The sequence below is a fragment of the Hahella sp. CCB-MM4 genome (genome assembly GCF_002260525.1).
GTDB lineage: Bacteria > Pseudomonadota > Gammaproteobacteria > Pseudomonadales > Oleiphilaceae > Hahella.
On record NZ_MRYI01000001.1, the window covers coordinates 445,533 to 463,431 of the forward strand.

General features: G+C 50.9%; 15 protein-coding genes. 5 read left to right on the forward strand and 10 right to left on the reverse strand.

Annotated elements, in window-relative coordinates; genetic code table 11:
- Positions 1-215: 215 nt before the first annotated feature.
- Genes BTA51_RS02040 through BTA51_RS02050 form a run of 3 tightly spaced genes read left to right on the forward strand, consistent with a single transcriptional unit; the run spans position 216 to position 3,030 of the window.
- A complete protein-coding gene (locus BTA51_RS02040; protein WP_141215512.1) occupies positions 216-1,304 on the forward strand; it encodes a DUF2157 domain-containing protein in 1,089 nt (362 codons plus the stop codon).
- Positions 1,301-2,500, forward strand: a complete 1,200-nt coding sequence (locus tag BTA51_RS02045) for a DUF4401 domain-containing protein (protein WP_094705716.1) — start codon at positions 1,301-1,303, stop codon at positions 2,498-2,500. Before BTA51_RS02040 ends, BTA51_RS02045 begins: the two co-directional genes overlap by 4 nt.
- Positions 2,497-3,030 carry a GDYXXLXY domain-containing protein gene (locus BTA51_RS02050; RefSeq protein WP_094705717.1) on the forward strand — a complete coding sequence of 178 codons (534 nt, stop codon included), beginning with the start codon at positions 2,497-2,499 and terminating at the stop codon, positions 3,028-3,030. The genes BTA51_RS02045 and BTA51_RS02050 overlap by 4 nt, the downstream gene beginning before the upstream one ends.
- Positions 3,031-3,073: 43 nt before the next feature.
- On the opposite strand, the gene BTA51_RS02055 is transcribed toward BTA51_RS02050, so the two are convergent.
- The 9 genes from BTA51_RS02055 to BTA51_RS02095 form a co-directional block, all read right to left on the reverse strand.
- Positions 3,074-3,859: a BPSS1780 family membrane protein gene (locus BTA51_RS02055; protein ID WP_094705718.1), complete on the reverse strand. Its 786-nt coding sequence runs from the start codon at positions 3,857-3,859 to the stop codon at positions 3,074-3,076.
- Positions 3,860-4,071: 212 nt separating this feature from the next.
- Entirely contained in the window at positions 4,072-5,436 is a 1,365-nt protein-coding gene (locus BTA51_RS02060) for a DUF58 domain-containing protein (protein ID WP_094705719.1), read from the reverse strand.
- Between the two features lie 11 nt (positions 5,437-5,447).
- Positions 5,448-6,428 carry a MoxR family ATPase gene (locus BTA51_RS02065; RefSeq protein WP_094705720.1) on the reverse strand — a complete coding sequence of 327 codons (981 nt, stop codon included), beginning with the start codon at positions 6,426-6,428 and terminating at the stop codon, positions 5,448-5,450.
- Positions 6,425-7,648, reverse strand: coding sequence for a DUF4350 domain-containing protein (locus BTA51_RS02070; protein ID WP_094705721.1), 1,224 nt, complete (start codon positions 7,646-7,648; stop codon positions 6,425-6,427). Before BTA51_RS02070 ends, BTA51_RS02065 begins: the two co-directional genes overlap by 4 nt.
- Positions 7,638-9,233, reverse strand: coding sequence for a DUF4129 domain-containing protein (locus BTA51_RS02075; RefSeq protein WP_094705722.1), 1,596 nt, complete (start codon positions 9,231-9,233; stop codon positions 7,638-7,640). Before BTA51_RS02075 ends, BTA51_RS02070 begins: the two co-directional genes overlap by 11 nt.
- A complete protein-coding gene (locus tag BTA51_RS02080; RefSeq protein WP_094705723.1) occupies positions 9,220-10,185 on the reverse strand; it encodes a stage II sporulation protein M in 966 nt (321 codons plus the stop codon). Before BTA51_RS02080 ends, BTA51_RS02075 begins: the two co-directional genes overlap by 14 nt.
- Positions 10,182-10,955 (reverse strand): RDD family protein, encoded by a 774-nt coding sequence (locus BTA51_RS02085; protein ID WP_094705724.1) that lies wholly within the window; start codon positions 10,953-10,955, stop codon positions 10,182-10,184. Before BTA51_RS02085 ends, BTA51_RS02080 begins: the two co-directional genes overlap by 4 nt.
- A gap of 180 nt (positions 10,956-11,135) precedes the next feature.
- Entirely contained in the window at positions 11,136-11,717 is a 582-nt protein-coding gene (locus tag BTA51_RS02090) for a gamma-glutamylcyclotransferase (RefSeq protein ID WP_094705725.1), read from the reverse strand.
- A gap of 10 nt (positions 11,718-11,727) precedes the next feature.
- Positions 11,728-12,165, reverse strand: coding sequence for a GNAT family N-acetyltransferase (locus BTA51_RS02095; protein ID WP_094705726.1), 438 nt, complete (start codon positions 12,163-12,165; stop codon positions 11,728-11,730).
- 375 nt (positions 12,166-12,540) lie between these two features.
- Here BTA51_RS02095 and BTA51_RS02100 point away from each other — a divergent pair, with 375 nt between their 5' ends.
- The gene (locus tag BTA51_RS02100; protein WP_246840884.1) at positions 12,541-13,914 is read left to right on the forward strand and encodes a carbohydrate porin; all 1,374 of its coding nucleotides are present in this window, start codon (positions 12,541-12,543) and stop codon (positions 13,912-13,914) included.
- 234 nt (positions 13,915-14,148) lie between these two features.
- Positions 14,149-15,192, forward strand: coding sequence for a LacI family DNA-binding transcriptional regulator (locus BTA51_RS02105; protein WP_094705728.1), 1,044 nt, complete (start codon positions 14,149-14,151; stop codon positions 15,190-15,192).
- Between the two features lie 55 nt (positions 15,193-15,247).
- Here BTA51_RS02105 and BTA51_RS02110 read toward each other — a convergent pair whose 3' ends face one another.
- Positions 15,248-17,830, reverse strand: coding sequence for a M9 family metallopeptidase (locus BTA51_RS02110; RefSeq protein WP_094705729.1), 2,583 nt, complete (start codon positions 17,828-17,830; stop codon positions 15,248-15,250).
- Positions 17,831-17,899: the final 69 nt, after the last annotated feature.

Here is a 17,899-nt window from a genome sequence, read left to right on the forward strand (position 1 = left end):
AGGGGATTTTTTCGAGAAAATTATCACGAAAGTATCACTTTTTTATCACAATCCGTTATTCACCTGAACACCCCGGAAATATCGACAGTGCTACGCTGCACTGGACGAACTCCCGCAATGGTTTATTCTGCTGATAGGATGTAAATGAATCTTTTGTGAATAAAACGCTTGTGAATATCTTCAACCTGCGAAAGGAATAGCCATTGGAATCGGACGTGACTCAACCTGAAAATCAATCTCCCGGCGAACCGGCATCACTCGCCCGGTATAAGGCAACCAGAGAGAGAATTGTTATGATGTCACGGGCACTGGGCTGGAATCAGGACACGTTGAATCAGGCGCTGGTTTTGTCAGGCCACATACCCACCAGAACCCAATGGCAGATTAGTTGCTCCAGATTCCTGTTAATCGTTGGCTGTGCACTGATGCTCGCAGGCGTTGCCAGCTTTTTTGCCTTTAACTGGGCGGACCTTCATCGCTTTGCCAAATTCGGTCTGATTGAAACCGGAATACTGGGGGGAATCGTTGCAGCCTGGCGTTTAGGAATTACGACACTTCCTGGAAAAGTATTCCTGTTCACCAGTGCGTTTCTGGTAGGCACATTTCTGGTGGTATTCGGCCAGACCTATCAGACAGGGGCCGATCCCTACGGCCTGTTTATGGCGTGGTCCATCCTGATATTACCCTGGGTACTTATCGGAAGGCAGTCGGCCTTGTGGATGCTCCTCGCTGTATTAGTCAATCTCACGGTAATCCTTTACTGGACGGAGATTTTCCGACCACCACTTGGAGAATTTTCCAAAATCTTCGGCCCCCTGATCTGGCTGGCATTGTGTGTAACTGACCTCTACCTGGCCATCGTCCTGACACTGCTTAACGGTATATTCCTAACTGTCTGGGAATATCTGTCCGGGAAGGACTCCAAACGACCGTGGATGAAAGTACGCTGGCTTCCCAGGGTAACAGCCACAGGTATTTTGGCCGTAATAACCGCTGCCAGCCTGACCATCATTTTCGGCAGCCTCGAATACAACCGGCCCAATCCACACGAAGCGATCGTCCTGCTGATCTTTGCCCTGGCACTTGCCTCTATGGTGTTCTACTACCAAAGCAAGGCTATTGATTTGTTCATACTTGCCGAATGCGCGCTATCCATGATTCTGCTGATCACGTCTGCCATCGCTCGATTTGGGCCGCTCAGCATAGACTTTGCCCTGTTTCTCTCACTCCTGGTTATCGTGGAAACCTCTCTGGCGGCCATTTGGCTACATAATATCAGTCGTAAACAGGAGTCCGGCCAATGACCAAGTCGCCCTCCCTGCATGACTTACTCGCCCAAATGCAGGCTAATGGTTTGCAGGAGGAATTGTCCTCCTCACAATGCCTGGAGCTCGCCAACCTATTGGAACAACATTCCCCTCAACCCTGGTATATCAAAGCATTGGTCGGGATAGGTGCCTGGCTGGGCAGTTGGCTGTTTATGGCGTTCATCGTCGGTATCAGCGTTAGCATGACCGAAGGTGGTTTCATGGTGCTGGGCATCGTTTTTCTGATCGGATCGCTTGCGCTCTGTTATTCCACGCAGCATGATTTTCTGCGGCACGTCTCCCTGTCAGTGAGTCTGGTCGGCCAGTTGTTGATCGGATACGCCGTGGCAGAGTCTTCCCCCTGGGACGATATGGAAAGCGCTCTGTTAACACTGATATTCCTCAATTTCCTCCTGGTGTTTGGATTTCCAGACCGTGTTCACCGTTTTCTGTCAGTATTGTTTATCAACTGTGCTCTGATGCCTCTGCTGTATAAATGGGAATTGCAGGCACTCATTCCATTTATCAGTCCCGCTCTGCTGGCGGCGTTTGTTCTGCTGAGCCGGGAGGAACTCCAGAGGTCCATAATTCGACGAATAAACACCGATAACGCCAACCCTCTACTTGATTCCCTACTCCCTCCTGTGGCCAACGGACTGCTGATATCAGCCATGGCCTGGACTATGATTTCCACCATATACATCCTGCCTGAGCTGGAGGCTGATTTTGTGTTTTATCCCACCCCCTGGGTGTCCACGCTTGGCATTCTGGCAGTGTTATGCCTCTCCGAATGGAAATTTCTCCCTCAATTATCCGGATCAGGAAAACCTGAGGTGTTATACATTATTCTGGCCGGAACCATTCTGCTTGGAGCTACGACAATCCACGCTCCAGGAATACTGCTGTCTTTGACGGTGGTTCTCACCGGCACATTGAATGGCCACAGATTCCAGCAAGGACTTGGAGTCACCTTCTTCACGGTCTTTCTCACGGCATTTTTCTATGGCATTGAAACCACTCTGCTGATGAAATCCATCATGTTGGTAAGTTCCGGATTGGTAGCCCTGATGGTAAGCCGGCTGATCACCAGGTTTACCGATGCCGATGCTTTTACCGATGCAAGTGCTGTTACCGGTACAAATGCTATTACCGATACAAATACCGACAAAGATACAGCTCAGGGAGGCCAATGATGACTCGCATTAGAATATTGTGGGCGACCCTCCTGGCTATTCTGGTTCTGGTCAATTTCCTGGTGTTCCAAAAAGAACGCATACTTTCCACTGGATCAACGGTGCTGCTGGAACTGGCTCCCCGGGATCCCCGCTCGCTATTACAGGGGGACTATATGAGCCTGCGCTACCGACTGGCGAGAGACATTGGACGACAGTTGGATACCAGCATCACCCAAGACGGCTATGCCGTGGTCACCCTTGACCAAAATCAGGTCGCTCAACTGCAACGGATTACCACTGATTTTCCGGATCTTTCCCAAAATGAGCACGCCCTGCTTTTCCGGGTAAGAGGTTCCCTCGTAAAGCTGGCCAGTGACGCTTACTTTTTTGAGGAAGGTACGGGGCGAGAACTGAGTGATGCGAAGTACGGCGAATTAAAGGTGAATCACCAGGGAAAATCCGTCATCACCGGTCTTAGGGATAGTGAATTTAAGCCACTGGATCAACAATTACTGATAAACAAGTCGCACGAAGAGCTGCAAAAATAGCCCGTGCTTGGCACGGGCGTGGATAACCTGTTGAGAGTGAACTCTACTCAGACAGGAAGATGGCTTTATAGCCGGTATACATAGACGCCGTCAGCACCGGCCCAACGACCAATAGCCCCAAAAGTAGCGGGATCATGGCGATAAAAAGCAGAACGAATGCAATAACGCCATACCATAAAAAAGGCACAACGTTACGCAGACAGCCTTTGAAACTGAGCTTAAAGGCTGTCCAGGGACCCAAGCCATTCAATATGACCAATGCTGGGGAAAACCATACCGCCATCATCAATGGTATGGAAATGCCGAGCATAATCAAAAAGACCAGGACAAAACCGAATCCCATTGCTTGTATCTGTGATGGGTCAGGCTCACCCCCCGCCATCATACCGGCCATGCCACTGCCACCGATGACAAAAAACAGCGCAAATGCCACAATCATCAGCAGAATGTACATTCCCAGTTGGATCAGTCCCAACAGTACCAGATTTCCAGTCTGCTCCTTAAAACCTGCAAACAAATCGCTAAATGAAGGCCCTCCGGCAACATCTGAATGTCGCGCCGCCACCATAAATCCCCCCATAAAAATCGGAACGATCAAGGCTGCGAAGAAGTTAACAATAGGAATAATAGATATCACCATGATCAGAACGAAATACGCGATGATCATGCCGATCCAGACACCAATACCTGTTTTAAACAGGCCAAAGCCATCTGCAATCCAGGTCCAACCATCACTGATTGGGCGTTTTTGGGGGTCAGTCAGTTCTCCACCGCTACTAGGCTCAACAACATTCGAGCCAGGGGTTTGATATAGATTGTCGGTACTCACTCATAGTCTCCTTTTAATGGTGGTAAATCGGTTATCGCATATAAGACACACAATCAAGTTTAGACACTCTTCCGTTTAGCGAACGGCCGATGACTCAAAATGTGACAAATTACAAAGCTAACCAATAGAACAGGCAGGTTATAGATCTTAAATATAGCAGGGTCTGGAAGTGTTTCATTCCAGGCACAGTTCGAATAACGTCTCCACTACCGCTAGAGATATCCTGCGCCTTTTATTGCGTAGTAACTGTTGATCACTTCCGGGGTCAGATGATCTGGGGTGCTGTCGATCAGAAATAGCCCTTCAGCCCGGAGCAGCTTCTGCAACCGTTCCCGCTCGGCCATATAGTCCACGACACCGGCAAAACGCAGCGCCTGATCAAAATGATCTACCGGCTGCCCCATCACACGGTCCAGACTGCTTTCCCGAAGGTTGGCCAGCAGAACCAGGTGACGTTTTTTCAGTAGCCGGCAGGCCGCAATCAAATCATCCGTATCTTCCTCGCGCAGATTAGTGGTAAGCACAACCAGCGAACGCTTGCGATATCGAAGCATCAGCTCCTGAGCCGCCTGGAGATAATCCGGCGCAGATTTATCCGGATACAGATCATAAAACTGGTTCAATATCCGATTGATGTTCACGGTACCTTTGACCGGCGCAATATGCCTTAACTCCGAGCCAAAGCTCATCATCGCAACCGCATCTCCCTGTCTTAGGGCTACATGAGACAGCATGAGCAAGCAATTCAGGCAATGGTCAAAATGCGTGGTATAGCCCTCCTGGGTCAGCATCCGACGGCCACCATCCAGCATGAGAATGACCTGCTGGTCCCGCTCATCCTGATATTCCCTTGAAATCAGACGGTGACGTCGGGAAGTCGCTTTCCAGTCGATCTGACGCAGAGAGTCTCCCTGCCGATACTCTCTCAGCTGATGAAAATCCAGCCCGGTTCCACGACGGGGTTTGCGCTTGATCCCCAATTGGCTGGTCTGGTGATCAATGGCCAGCAGCTGCAGGCCGGTCAGAGAAGCAAAATCAGGATAAACCTTGGACTCCGACACCAGCTCCGGCTTGGCACTCAACCTCCAAAGTCCCAGGACGGAGGATACCTGTACGGCATACTGGGTTATAAGCAGAGGGCCACGCCGACGGGGACGAAGATCATAACTCAGTTCGGTTTCCCTGCCGGGCAACAACTCTATGGTTTCCGGAAGCTGACGATATTCACAGTCCTCCGGCACCATATCAAACACGCGGACTTTAAGCGGTCGGGGATAAGAGGAAGAGAGTCGTAATCCGACCGTTACCCAGCGCTCCAAGGCCAGGTTATGGGTCAGCCGGCGCGACGCAGACAAACTGGTCAGACGCCAGGACAAAACCAAATCACCAAGCAGCACCAGCCCTAAAATAGCACCTGCCGCAATCAGAAGACTGACAGCTCCGTCAGAAAAACCGGCAGTGGCTTCAGGATTCGATACTTTTTGCCAGACGAGCCAGCCCTGCCAACCGGCTGAGAGCAACAGCAGCAGGATGAGTAGCTGTAGTAGACGCGGTGAAGGTTGTACTTTTTGGGTCACCGGATCACCTGTCAGCGACGGGGTGCCGGAGTCTGCTCCAACACTTCTCTGAGTACCTGGTCAGTGGAAACCCCTTCAATTTCCCGTTCTGCAGAGAGTTGAATTCTGTGTCTCAAGACGGGAACAGCCAAAGACTTGATATCATCAGGCACAATAAAATCACGGCCTTCCATCAAAGCCCTGGCACGTGCGGTGGTGACCAGATTAATACTGCCCCGTGGGCCTGCCCCCCTCGCAATTCCCGGCCATTCCCGGGTCGCACGACAAACCCTGACCGCATAATCCAGCACTTCCTTGTCCGCCAGGATCGACCAGCTCAATCTCTGCCACGACTTCACGATTTCAGGGTCAAACATGACTTCCACCTGATCGAGATAATCTTTCCTGGCCAAAGCAGGATCAGTGACCTGTTGCACCAACAAGGCTTCATCGTCGGATTGTGGGAAGTCAATCAGCACTTTCATGATGAAACGGTCCAACTCCGCCTCCGGCAAAGGATAGGTCCCTTCCTGCTCAATCGGGTTCTGGGTGGCCAGCACCATAAATGGAGACGGCACCGGGAAGGAATTGCCATCAATGGTTACCTGTTTTTCCTGCATGACTTCCAGCAACGCCGCCTGGGTTTTCGCCGGCGCTCGGTTGATTTCATCTGCCAGCAGCAAATTGGTGAATGCTGGACCACGTCTGACTTTAAAGGACTGGCTTTCCATGTGATACATGGAATGGCCGGTAACGTCACTGGGCATCAGATCCGGGGTAAACTGCACCCGACTGAATTTACCTCGGAAGGTTTTGGCCAACGCCCGTACCAAAAGAGTCTTACCAAGTCCTGGCACGCCTTCGATCAATACGTGACCTCCAGACAGCAGAGCCACGAGAGTTTGTTCCACCACGGACTGCTGGCCAATTAATACGGTATTCAGTGCATCCCGCAAACGGGCCAGTTGCGAGGCGGCTTCGGATAACGTCATTTCTGAGGGGGAAGCAGTCATAGTTTTTCCTTTATCATTTGCAACAGACGCACGGCATGTACAAAGTCAGGGGTATTCCCCTGAATATCACGCCATAGCGCCAGATCAATTTCTTCAGGTGTCATATGCAACACTTTCGCCAGATGCCTGAGACGTTCTTCAGTCTCCATCTGGAGAAATTCCGGATAGCGATAGCGGAGCACGGACAACACCATATCCCGGCCGTTTTTTAACAGAGTCTGGCCTTTGTCCATACGCCACAGGAAGCGTGCGCTGGCATCGATATGTTCCAGTAATTGCCTGGGAAGGCTGGGATGATATTCCCGAACCGGCCCAAACCGGCTACCACGCATCCATAGCCATCCCACCAACAGCAACAAAGCAATCACGAGACTCAGGTGGAAATACTTCCAGATCACACTCCCCAGACCGGGAAAGTCCTGATTTCGATAAAAAGTCACTTCGCCGGCACCCGGTACCAGCTGCCAGAATATATAGGCATGATCCAGACAGCCTATGGCCCAGTTTTGCCACATTGAGAAGCTGACCATAAAGGTAACCAGTCCGTCACCATGCTCAAACTGCACCATCAGTGAACCATCATAATAGTCCGAGCCGATCATGGAGTATGCGTCATCGGGATCCGCCTGGAGGATATCCGCAGTCAGGAAATGGGCTTTGACGTCGTAGTCATCATAATCTTCAAAGTAAAAACTCGTTTGTGCGGGAAGAAACTCACAGACATCTTTGTCAGACCATCCGGAAAGGTGCCCCAGGTCACCAATCGCGTCCCAGACATCACTATCCAATTCGCTGTCATCATTGCGCTCGACTTCTACGCCAAAATACTCAAACAAGGGATCATCGACACCGCTGGGATCATCCAGGAATGGATTGCTGGCAGCAGCAATCACATGGCCGCCCCGGGAAACCCAATCCAGCAACACCTTCGCACGCGCCTCCGACAGGGAGCCGTATGCATCCACCAGTACGACGGTGTCTTCGAGCGGCTTTGAGTCAGCCCAAGTGGGATCATCAAAGTCCCTGAAATGAAGTTTGCTCTCATGAGATATATTCAGTTTGTCCAGATACAGCTTGGCTCCGAAATAGGGATCACGGCGGGCTTCCTGAGTCGGTCCCAGATCCTTTTCATAATCTACCCACTCTATCTGTCGGTAGACCAGATATCCCAGGGCCAACAGAGCCACGACCAATAGCGAGATCACCAGACTACGACGCATGTGGCTCCCCTGTTTCCGGGGCTTTTGAGTCGACGCCACCAACATTCTCTAATCCGCCGCTCTCAAACAAGCTTACCCACCCCTGGCAAAGCTCCTGAAAGTCTGTTTGTGAAGGGATATGGTGGGCATAAGCAACTGCCTGCCAACTGCGGGTCAGTTTCGCAAAATAACTGGAAATCTCCTCTTTATTCAGCCGTCGGACTTCCTGCAGGCAATCTCCTTCTGTCGCACCGGGAGACAATCGAAGAGGAAAGCGATTCACCAGACGGGACAATGAAGCACGATACAAAAGCGCGATCGCTTCACGGCATTTTTTCTGCTGCCACAACGTCTGGGCGGCTTTGGAGACCGATTCAGGAAGCGAAATTTCCCGAATATCCATGTTCATGACTCGAGTCAGCGCGGGCCTGGCACGAACAACACTGCCACGGCTGACGGCCGCCAGTAACGCATCACGGTGGCGATATAGAACATAAAGAATGACCAGGATAATCGCTATCCAGGCAGCTGCCTGAAATACTTTGGCCAGATTCTGCCCCAGCCAGAGTATCCAGTCAGGAGGTGCGGCAATGTCCCCTTCATCATTGCCAGTGTCCGATTCCAGCCAGTCTTTCCATAGCTTCGGAACCCTGGTGACATCTTTACGGCGGAATTCCGGCCCTGACAGAATCTGTTGGATATCATCCTGAGCTTTCTCAGGGGTATACAACTCCTGCCCATCGTCAGCGGCATCGGTGCCGGTTTCAGCCCATGACAGGTCCGGATAACCGGAAGCAAAAAGGCAAATCGCCAGCATCAGAGCTGCCATGCCTCCCGAAGACATTCTGGATGGCTTTGTGGATACGGCTGAATGCTCCCCGCCCCGGGAACAACGTTCTGCCAGTTGCCGGAAAACCAATTCCAGGTCCCACCCTTCCAGCAGCACCCTGCGGTTCAGATAGAGACCGAACCCTCCCGCTACATAGAAGGGGCCAAGCAAAGACAGTGACAGATATCCGGTAACGGCCCATAGCAGGTCTATGTCGAACAGTGTTTTCCAGCTCAGAGTGACGGTATCGGGTAGCAGCATATACAGCAGTAACACCTGCCCGCACATCAACAGGATGGCGACGCTTGCGCCAACGATCGTCAGCCAGAAAGCCACCGATCCCGCTCCATCCCGATGCAGCACGGAGAGTCGCATTGTCCGTGGCCGGCCCGTCAATCCTTCCAATTGTTGTACGGGCAAGTCAAATGAACGACTGGGGCTGAGTCGGCGCCAGGTCAGGCTCGGCAGAATCTGCTTCCAGAGCATGCCGGGAAAAGCCCTAAGGGTCTGCTTTAGAGATGGCACTTCACCGAATACCGCCCGGCTCAACACATAAAGCTGGGGCCGCTCCCATATCGGCAGCCACCACCATAGAAGCACCAAAGCCCAGACGGAATTATCAAAGATCAACAGCCCCAGAATGAACGGAAGGAGCGTGACACATATCCAGAGCTTTACCAGCAAAGGCCACCAACGGCGGGCAAATTTGAATCCCAGGTCTACGGCTTCATGGGGATCACGGGAGCGTAAACGAAATACGATATTAGCTGGATTCACGCCATCTCCCCGCCCAGGTAAAATAGGCCAAAACCAGTATCCACATGACCGCACCCACCGAGTATTTCACCAGGGGCGGGAAACTATGGTCTGACGACCAGAACGCTTCTATAAATGCGGCGATCACCAACATCAGGATCGTGCCGTAGATAATCGGCACCACCTCCCGGGAAGCTTTCTGAAGGGCCTGGCGGCGAGACTGTAACCCCGGAGCCAGCAACGCAAAACCGATTTTTATCCCCGCAGCCCCCGCAAAAGTTATCGCCGTCACTTCAAAAGCACTGTGGGCCACCACAAAGGTCCAGAAGGGTTCTGTATAGCCGATGTGTGTCAGGTGTCCTGCCACCGCACCAAAAAATACGCCGTTTAATGTCAGAAAAAACAGACTGCCCAGCGTGAAAACAATCCCGGTGGCAAAGGTCCGGAAAGCGACGCTGATGTTGTTCTGAATATAATGACCGAACATATAAACATTGGATTCAGCATCTCTGGCCTCACCCAAACGCTCGGAGTCCGGATCGTACATGGCTTCAAAACTGGCCACTTCATGGGCATCCAGCAGTGAATAGACCCAGTCCGGCTGCCAGAGTATCAAGCCGATCAGAACCAGTGCAGGGCCGTACATTAGCAGACTGGCAATAGATATCACCTTCGCGTGGGCTCTAACCGCCTGGGGAAAACCAAAGCGCAGAAACCCCATCAAGCCAATCCAGGTCATGCTGGGACGTTGATACAGCAGTTGGTGTCCACGCCAGTTCAATTGGTTCAGAAAATCGACCAGGTGTGGAGAATAGCCGCGGTGACGCGCTATGGCGATGTGTTGACAAAGGCGCCGGTAGGCAGGGACAAAACGCTTGAAATCGCAAGTCTGTTTCTTTTCCAGGGCATCCACCAATTCTGCATATTCCTGCCAGAAGGATTGGTGTTGCTGCTCAAATAGCGCCTGCTTCATGATGACGTCGCCTCTGACGATTGAGCTGTCTGATTCTGAGCATTCGCCCCTTGATTATTCCCGAGCAGATAGGCCCCTATCTGACGTAGCTTGAAGACATTCTTTTGGTCCGCCTCTTCAGTCGACGATGTTACAGACTGAGTATCACCCGGCATTCCCAGCAGCATAGACTCTAAAATGCCCGCCAATTCCGCCTGACGCGGCTTCGACAACACATCGTGACGGAGAGTGAACTGTATTACTGCCGCTTGTTCTGCCTGATTGAGGGGAACCGGCGATAGAGATGGAGGAGGCAATTCCTGTCGCGCCGGCTGTCGGGGTTTGGATATTCTGACAACCAAAGTGCCGGCGGCAATATCACCCAGCCTTTTGAACTGATCGTTGCACAGCATGCTGATCAAGCCGGTGGCATAAAACAGAGGAAGAAAATCGGCCGTTCTCAGGAGGTTTCTTAGCAGGGAGGAAGATAACGTAACGGGTGTACCGTCATCATGAACAACTTTCAGGTCCAGCCACATCTTACCGGGAGTGGCACCACGGGTAACTTCAAAAACCACGGGGTACAGCCATTCCAGGAAAAAATAAAATACCAGGTACAGCCCACCGCCAAAGTCACCCAGTAACCCCAGAAAAATACTCAACGCGATCATCACAACACCGCGAATCAGCAGGTCTGCCAGATAGGCGAGTACGCGGGCAATCGGACCACTTGGGACAAGATCAAAATCAATGCCTTCCGGCGTTTCAATGGCAACTGCGGTATCCAGCATCCTGCTCTAACTTATAGTAAAAACTAGTAAATAAAATATGTGGGGTTTCGAAAAAGCCAATGTGAAGTATGGCCCGGACTGGGGATTCTAACCACCTAAACGATAAAACGCCAAACTATCACAAAAGCCGGAATGGCCAAAGCTTTGCATTGTTTTATCGTCAGTTTTCGGGAAATGACCCTATGAATGCCCCAGGACAGGCTCCATATCCATCAGCAGCCTTTCAATGGCGAAAACATGGGGGTCGTCTTCCTCCAGCAGCCTCAATGCATCGGCCAAGTGCAGAAGGTAATCCATGTTGGATCCACTGGGACCGTGGGATTGGGCAATCTGGCGGGCAATATCTTCAGTTGAGGCAGGCCCCAAATAAGCTGCGTTGTCTTGAGTGGCGATATAGACCAATCCTTGTACACAGGAACCGTCCCGAAATGTCATTTCGGTTGTCAGACGCAGATATCCGTTTTTCTCCCGGTAATCCAGATGCTCAAATACGTCTGCAGAAATTAGATAGGCCAGGCCACCACATCTTGCCCCTTCCTCTTCCACCAGAGTCGCCACTCTCCCGGGCGTTTCGGGGGTTCCCCGATGATCATGGGAGCCCTGCCAGAAACGCCTGGACCAACCGCGGATACTCGCCGGGCGGCTTTCAATGAACGGAAAGTCCGCTTTGTATATCAGCGAACCATAGCCAAATAACCACACCTGTTCATGCGGCTCCAGCGGATGCATTTGCTGATTGATGGCAATGGTATTGGCAGACATAACGTGTCCCCTAAATATTCCTGTTAGTGCCGGAATTAAAGGAAAACATACGAATTTCATCGCGCACAAACCAGCCTAATTCCTCATAAAAGTTCTGTGCCGTGGTATTCACCGCATGCACAAACAAGTGCGTTTTCTCAATACCTTCCTTTTTCAAACCATCAACGGCAGCCGCCACCAATTGCCTGCCTATCCCTCTCCCACGATAAGAACCCGCCACCGCCAGATGTTGCAGATAACCCCTGCGTCCATCGGTCCCGACAAGAACACCTCCGACAACTTCGCTTCCCCAAATCGCCACGAAACTCATCCCCGGATTGCGTGCCAGGTACCGACCAATAGCCTCCCGCGAATCGGAGTCACGCATGGTAAGCCCTTCCGATTCATTCCAGATACGAATGACCGCGTCATAGTCTTCCAACTTCATGGGGCGTATTTCCAGATTCATAGCACTTACCAGTTTTTAGCGATTCAATTTATTGCTTCAGTTTCTTTCTGGCTTCCATCATACCTGCTTGCGTCATGAGACTCATCCAACCCATCTCCAAAGCCATCTCCAAAGCCATCTAGGATTAAAAAACCTAAATATTTAGCTTTTATCTAAATATTTTAGAAAAACAAACACCAATCAGATTTATATAATTTATTTATATGTATCAATAATATAAATAATAGCAGCAGCTCTTACCCAGATAACAAAAGCTCAAAACATGAGGAAAAATGTTGATTTAACTAAATCGTTTTAGTTAAATTTCATCACATCTTCCCTTGATGGAAGAACACAACGTCCGAACAGAACCACACAATAAATCTAATAGGTACGATGATGAAAAAGACTCTACTAGCGCTGAGCATCCCTCTCATTTCATCCATGGCTTTCCAAGCCACAGCCGCTTCCGACGAGCTTTCCGACATAAAAGCCAAAATGTCTGAACTGGAGAAACGTCTGGAAAAGGCTGAACAAACATCAACCGAAGCAAAAGCAACCGCAGACTCCTTTGAGTTCCACGGCTATGCTCGCTCCGGATTGCTATTTGATGAAAAGCAACATGGTGCAGTGGGCACTGGCCCCTATATGACGCCAGCCGGTCGCTATAACGGCCCAGTTGGGCGCCTTGGGTTGGAAGATGACACTTACGTTGAAATCACCCTGTCCAAAAATATTGTTCATGATGATGGCAGCAAGGCCAGGTATACCGTGATGGTGGCCGATGGCGTTGAGACCAAAAATGAATGGACTTCTGATGAAAGCAAAATCAACGTTCGCCAGGCCTACGTAGAACTATCCAATCTAAAAAGCTTCAATGGGGCGTTCAGAGACGCGACGCTCTGGGCGGGCAAACGATTCGACCGAAACAATTACGATATCCACTTTTTTGACTCAGATATCACCTTCTTGTCCGGCACTGGTGCGGGCATTTATGACGTCAAGCCGACGGACAGCTGGAAGACACACATCTCCTTGTATGGTCGGGATTTCGATGATGTCGAGTCAACCAACACAGATATCGAAAACTACATTTTGAATGTTAACAACTTTTTTGGCGATCACTGGCAGTTCATGTTCAGTGCCATGACCTCTCCTGACCATGACGAGACCGGCAGTGATCTGGCCACCAACGGTATTCATACTCTTCTGGCCTATCATATGAATCTGGATAGCGGCTTTGCCAAAGCCGGTGTCATTTATGGTGAAGGCCTGGGTGGCGAGCCTAAAGCGATCGGCGCAAAAGGCGATGTAACAGAAGATGCCAGCACAGTCCGGGCATTTGCCTACATGGTCACTGACCTTAGCGACGACTGGCGCATTGCTCCAGCCCTGTTTGTGGAAAACAGCGACGACCGTTATGCCAAAGGAGACGAAGCTACCTGGGCATCCTTCAACGTACGCCTGGCCAACGAACTGACCCAGAATTTTGAAATGGTGTACGAATCCACCTACCAATACATGGATTTGAAAGAAGGATCTGAAAAAGCATCCGGCGGATTCTACAAAGTAACTGTGGCCCCCACATTCAAACTGGATACCAACAGCGGCTTCTTCAACCGTCCGGAAATCCGCTTCATGGCCTCCTATATCGATTGGGATGATGATCTGAACGGATTCGGCGACTCCCTCGAAGAAGACACTTTTGCCAACACGCCATATGACGGCGGCACCTGGTTATTTGGTGCTCAAATGGAGATCTGGTTCTGATAATTACCTGCCATATCCATTAATAAAAGTCTTCCTGGAAAAGCCTTGGCAGGACCACAACACAATGTGTGTCCTGCCTTTTTTAATTCCAGAAAACTCAGATTGGATGAATGATCCGACTGTAAAACCAGAGACACATAAAGTATCTTTACGACCAGTATATGACCCATCACTGTTTGACAGGCCCTTACACTGCCTTATAAGAAGCAACGATTACTAACCAAGTAACGGTAAATGACTAAACCGCATTCCCGAAAAATCAGCCAAAAGGAAATCGCCAAAATATTGGGGGTTTCTCCTGCCACCATATCCAACGCCTTTAACCAACCACATCAATTATCCGCAAGCCTCAGAGAACGTATTCTGAGTGAATGCAAACGGCTTGGCTATCATGGCCCCAACGCGGCGGCGAGTATGCTGCGCAAAGGGAAGACAGGAAATATCTGCGTGGTTCTGAGCGACTCGCTAAGCTATAGCTTTTCCGATCCGGTAGCGAATCTGTTCCTGGAAGGTGTGGCAGATATTCTGGCTCAGAATCATCTTAACCTGCTGTTGATTCCAGGCAATGATGCCAACAGCCCTCAGACCAACATGGAAGGATTCGCTGACGGCTTTATCTTTTACGGCTCTCCCAGAGATCCCGAAATTTTTGACCGCATTGCGATCCTTGATAAACCGATGATCACGGTAGACTTTGATCATGAGCCCTACGGCTCGGTCAACGTGGATAATTTCGGAGGTGCTTATAACCTCACCCAGTCTGTGATCGGTGATGAAACGGAGATTGCTGTTCTGGGACTCCGCCTGATTGAAACCGACCGCGTCTGCCGGATTACCCCGGAAGAACTGTTGAGTGAATCGGAATCCATCAGCCGACGCAGACTGCAGGGCTATCTGCAAGCGGCTTCAGATGCCGGGCAGGAAATACCGGTGGAACGCATATGGACCATTCCGTTCAACTTTCCCCAGTATGCGGAAATGGCTGTTAAAGAAGTATTGGCCTACCACCCTCGACCGCGATTATTGCTTTGCATGAGTGACTTGATCGCTTTAACGGCTGTCAGGGTTGCTTTGAAATCAGGCCTCAGGATTCCCGAGGATATCCGAATCGCCGGCTTCGATGGGATAGCGGAAGCGGAAACCTATCATCCCGCGGTTACGACGGTGTATCAACAATGTCTTGAAAAAGGCCATGAAGCAGCACGAAGGCTGATTGAAGGAAAGCTGGAGGAAAAATCAATTTTGGAAACCCAGATTATTCTTCGGGAAACCACCTGAAAATCATACCTTTCAAAAAGACTCCGGCAGGGTTTCCCCCACCGGAGTTTCAATACTATCTCAGCACCAACCGCAGGCTGAGATTGTCATAGCTTTCTTCGGCTTTCACCCATACATGGTAATAGGTGCCGCCAACCGGGTTATTCACTAGAACTTTTTCATAGTTATCACCACGGTTAGAGCGCTGATCGTAGCTATTCGCATCGGGCCATCCGGAGTTGCTCACATACACATCCGCATTGCCTGAACCACCCCAGGTCGACAGCTCAAAATAATTAGAGCCTTCCGGGACGTAGAACCAGAAATACTCACCATACTCAGAGGACAGACCGTTTCTGACCTGATCCGATGTCAGCTGAGGATCAGAATCATCAGAGCTGCTTCCGCCGCCGCAATCAGTCGGCTCTTCATCCAATCCAACGGTGACGCATAGATCGTCGTAGCCGGAGCTGGATGTCAGCAAGACATGGTAGTAGGTTCCGCCTTCTGGTGAAGATACCTGCAAGCTGTTGTTCGCATTGCCTGATGCGGACTTCTGGTCATAGTCAGAGGTTGTCGGCCAGCCATCGTGTTTGATATAGACTTCAACATCACCATTACCGCCTCTGGTCAACAGGTGCAGCAGGTCAGTTCCACGAGGGGCAAACATGTAGTAGTAGGCTTGAGTTCCTGCTCCCGCATCCAGGTGTTTCGGCTTCCCTGGCTGCAATGCGCGAGGATCATCAGATCCGTCATCACCGCCGTCGTCTCCACCATCATCACCGTCATCGTCGTCGCCGTCATCGCCCCCATCATCTCCGCCGTCGTCACCATTCAGAACGGCTTCCAGCCATTGGGCGAAATGAGCGTCATAGCGCTGGCCAAGGGAGTTCAACCATGCATCAAAACTCTCAAAGTCACCGGCTCTGAACCAGGTCAGAATCTGGGTGGTGTCAGAGGGGCGCTGTTCCAGCATATAGCGTGCGGCCCAGTATCCCCAGCGATAGATTCTGTCGACACCACTGTCGTAGGTGTTATGCAGAATTTCTGAGAGTGCGACCTTTTCTTTTCTGGCCAGTTCCTCCGCAGCCGGATTGTCATGCTCCTTGGAGACATACTCCGCAAGACCTTCCGTCCACCATACAGTGGGAACCGTCATACCGGTCTCGAAGTCTCCATAAAGATCGAAGCGACCGTCGAGGTAATGGGTATATTCGTGTTCCAGGTTCCATACATGGTGTTCACCCGGCGCATAACTCGCCTGATAGGCGATAAACCGCGCCTGGTTATTCGGATCCGCCGGATTTCCTTCCAGGTACATGCCACCATTGTTGGTATCAATACCGAATAACAACCAACCAAAGTCCTTGTAGTCAGAGCTACTCTTAAAGACCACTAACTCCAACTGGTCGTTGAAATCGTCAGCCACCGGCTGATTTCCGGTATTCAGCTTGTCATGGAATATGGCTTCTCTCTTGCCCAACGTTTCACAGGCAGAGGTCAACTGTGCAGCCGTCATGGCCTGAGTATTGACTCTGATGGTAGAGCTGCAGTCGTGCCAGATGTTCAATACCGCATCCTTTACACGGTCCTTCACATTACAGGCATCGTACTTATCACAGTTCTCTTTGTCGTAAAGCTCCACGGCCCCAGCCAACAATGACCAGATATTCGGGTTCGAGGACAGCGGATACTCCTGCAACAAATCAGCGACCCAATCGCCCACCTGCTGTCCAATGCCGCCATATTGCATAAAGCGTCCCATTTCCCGGGCCGCATTCAATACCAGGTAGTTATTGTCGCCATCGAGCCATGCCCCATGATCCAGAATAAGCTGGTATAAAGCTCTCGGAACTCGAGAATCGTTAAATACCTTCGCCTTGAAGTCCTCATTGTTATGGCCACGGAAATAGATCGTGAAAATGCTGTTCATCGCACGGGCATAAGCATCTTCAACTTCCGCCCTGTCCTGCAGAAGCTGCAGCCAGGTTACCGTGTCATATACAAAGGTTCCCTGATTCGCGGAGCTATCCACCAAGGTCAGCGCCTCACCGAGGATCGGTGCATTTTCCCGCAGGTGAAGGAAGCCCATGGCACGGTCCATAAAGGCAGAAATTGCGCTTGCAGATGCCTGCTTGAGCCCGTTACCGTACTCTCCAACTTCATCCTGGTGATACCACTGCACGAAGTATCCCGCACGCAGATACAGAATCAGCTGCTCCATACCATTAGAGTTATTACCCTGGTAACGACTTGCTTCACTGGCCATACCCTGGGCAACAGAAATCATCTTGGATTCCTGGAAGAGATCGTGAGCCAGGGTACCACGCGCCTGGAACAGATCATTGATGCAGCTGGTATCCACTTGCTGGATCGCTCTGACCAGTGCTGACCCTGATAGCGCCGACAGCCCCTGGGAATCACAGTCAGCCACAATTTGCTTGGAGGCCATCATGGGGAACAGAGTCTGTTTGGACTCTTCCGGAGTCATCACTGGTGGCGGCAATTCCGTTTGCTGCCGTGATGAGACAACATGTTCGTACGCATGTACAGGACGGTCATCCAACGTCCCTTTCACTGGCGGGAGACCGGCTTGCGCCATATGAGCAGCTAACGCGGTCCCTATGAATACTCCAACTCTTGCTTTCTTGCGAAACATAAGTCAGTCCTTTTTTGTATTAGTTGATTGTGGGGTTGCGTATGCGCGCTAGACCACAGAGCGGGCATT

Excerpts from the sequence above, each read along its gene's own strand:
- BTA51_RS02045 (WP_094705716.1), top strand. The coding sequence starts at position 1,301 with ATGACCAAGTCGCCCTCCCTGCATGACTTACTCGCCCAAATGCAGGCT.
- BTA51_RS02050 (WP_094705717.1), top strand. The coding sequence starts at position 2,497 with ATGATGACTCGCATTAGAATATTGTGGGCGACCCTCCTGGCTATTCTG.
- BTA51_RS02065 (WP_094705720.1), bottom strand. The coding sequence starts at position 6,428 with ATGACTGCTTCCCCCTCAGAAATGACGTTATCCGAAGCCGCCTCGCAA.
- BTA51_RS02070 (WP_094705721.1), bottom strand. The coding sequence starts at position 7,648 with ATGCGTCGTAGTCTGGTGATCTCGCTATTGGTCGTGGCTCTGTTGGCC.
- BTA51_RS02080 (WP_094705723.1), bottom strand. The coding sequence starts at position 10,185 with ATGAAGCAGGCGCTATTTGAGCAGCAACACCAATCCTTCTGGCAGGAA.
- BTA51_RS02085 (WP_094705724.1), bottom strand. The coding sequence starts at position 10,955 with ATGCTGGATACCGCAGTTGCCATTGAAACGCCGGAAGGCATTGATTTT.
- BTA51_RS02090 (WP_094705725.1), bottom strand. The coding sequence starts at position 11,717 with ATGTCTGCCAATACCATTGCCATCAATCAGCAAATGCATCCGCTGGAG.
- BTA51_RS02095 (WP_094705726.1), bottom strand. The coding sequence starts at position 12,165 with ATGAATCTGGAAATACGCCCCATGAAGTTGGAAGACTATGACGCGGTC.
- BTA51_RS02100 (WP_246840884.1), top strand. The coding sequence starts at position 12,541 with ATGATGAAAAAGACTCTACTAGCGCTGAGCATCCCTCTCATTTCATCC.
- BTA51_RS02105 (WP_094705728.1), top strand. The coding sequence starts at position 14,149 with ATGACTAAACCGCATTCCCGAAAAATCAGCCAAAAGGAAATCGCCAAA.
- BTA51_RS02110 (WP_094705729.1), bottom strand. The coding sequence starts at position 17,830 with ATGTTTCGCAAGAAAGCAAGAGTTGGAGTATTCATAGGGACCGCGTTA.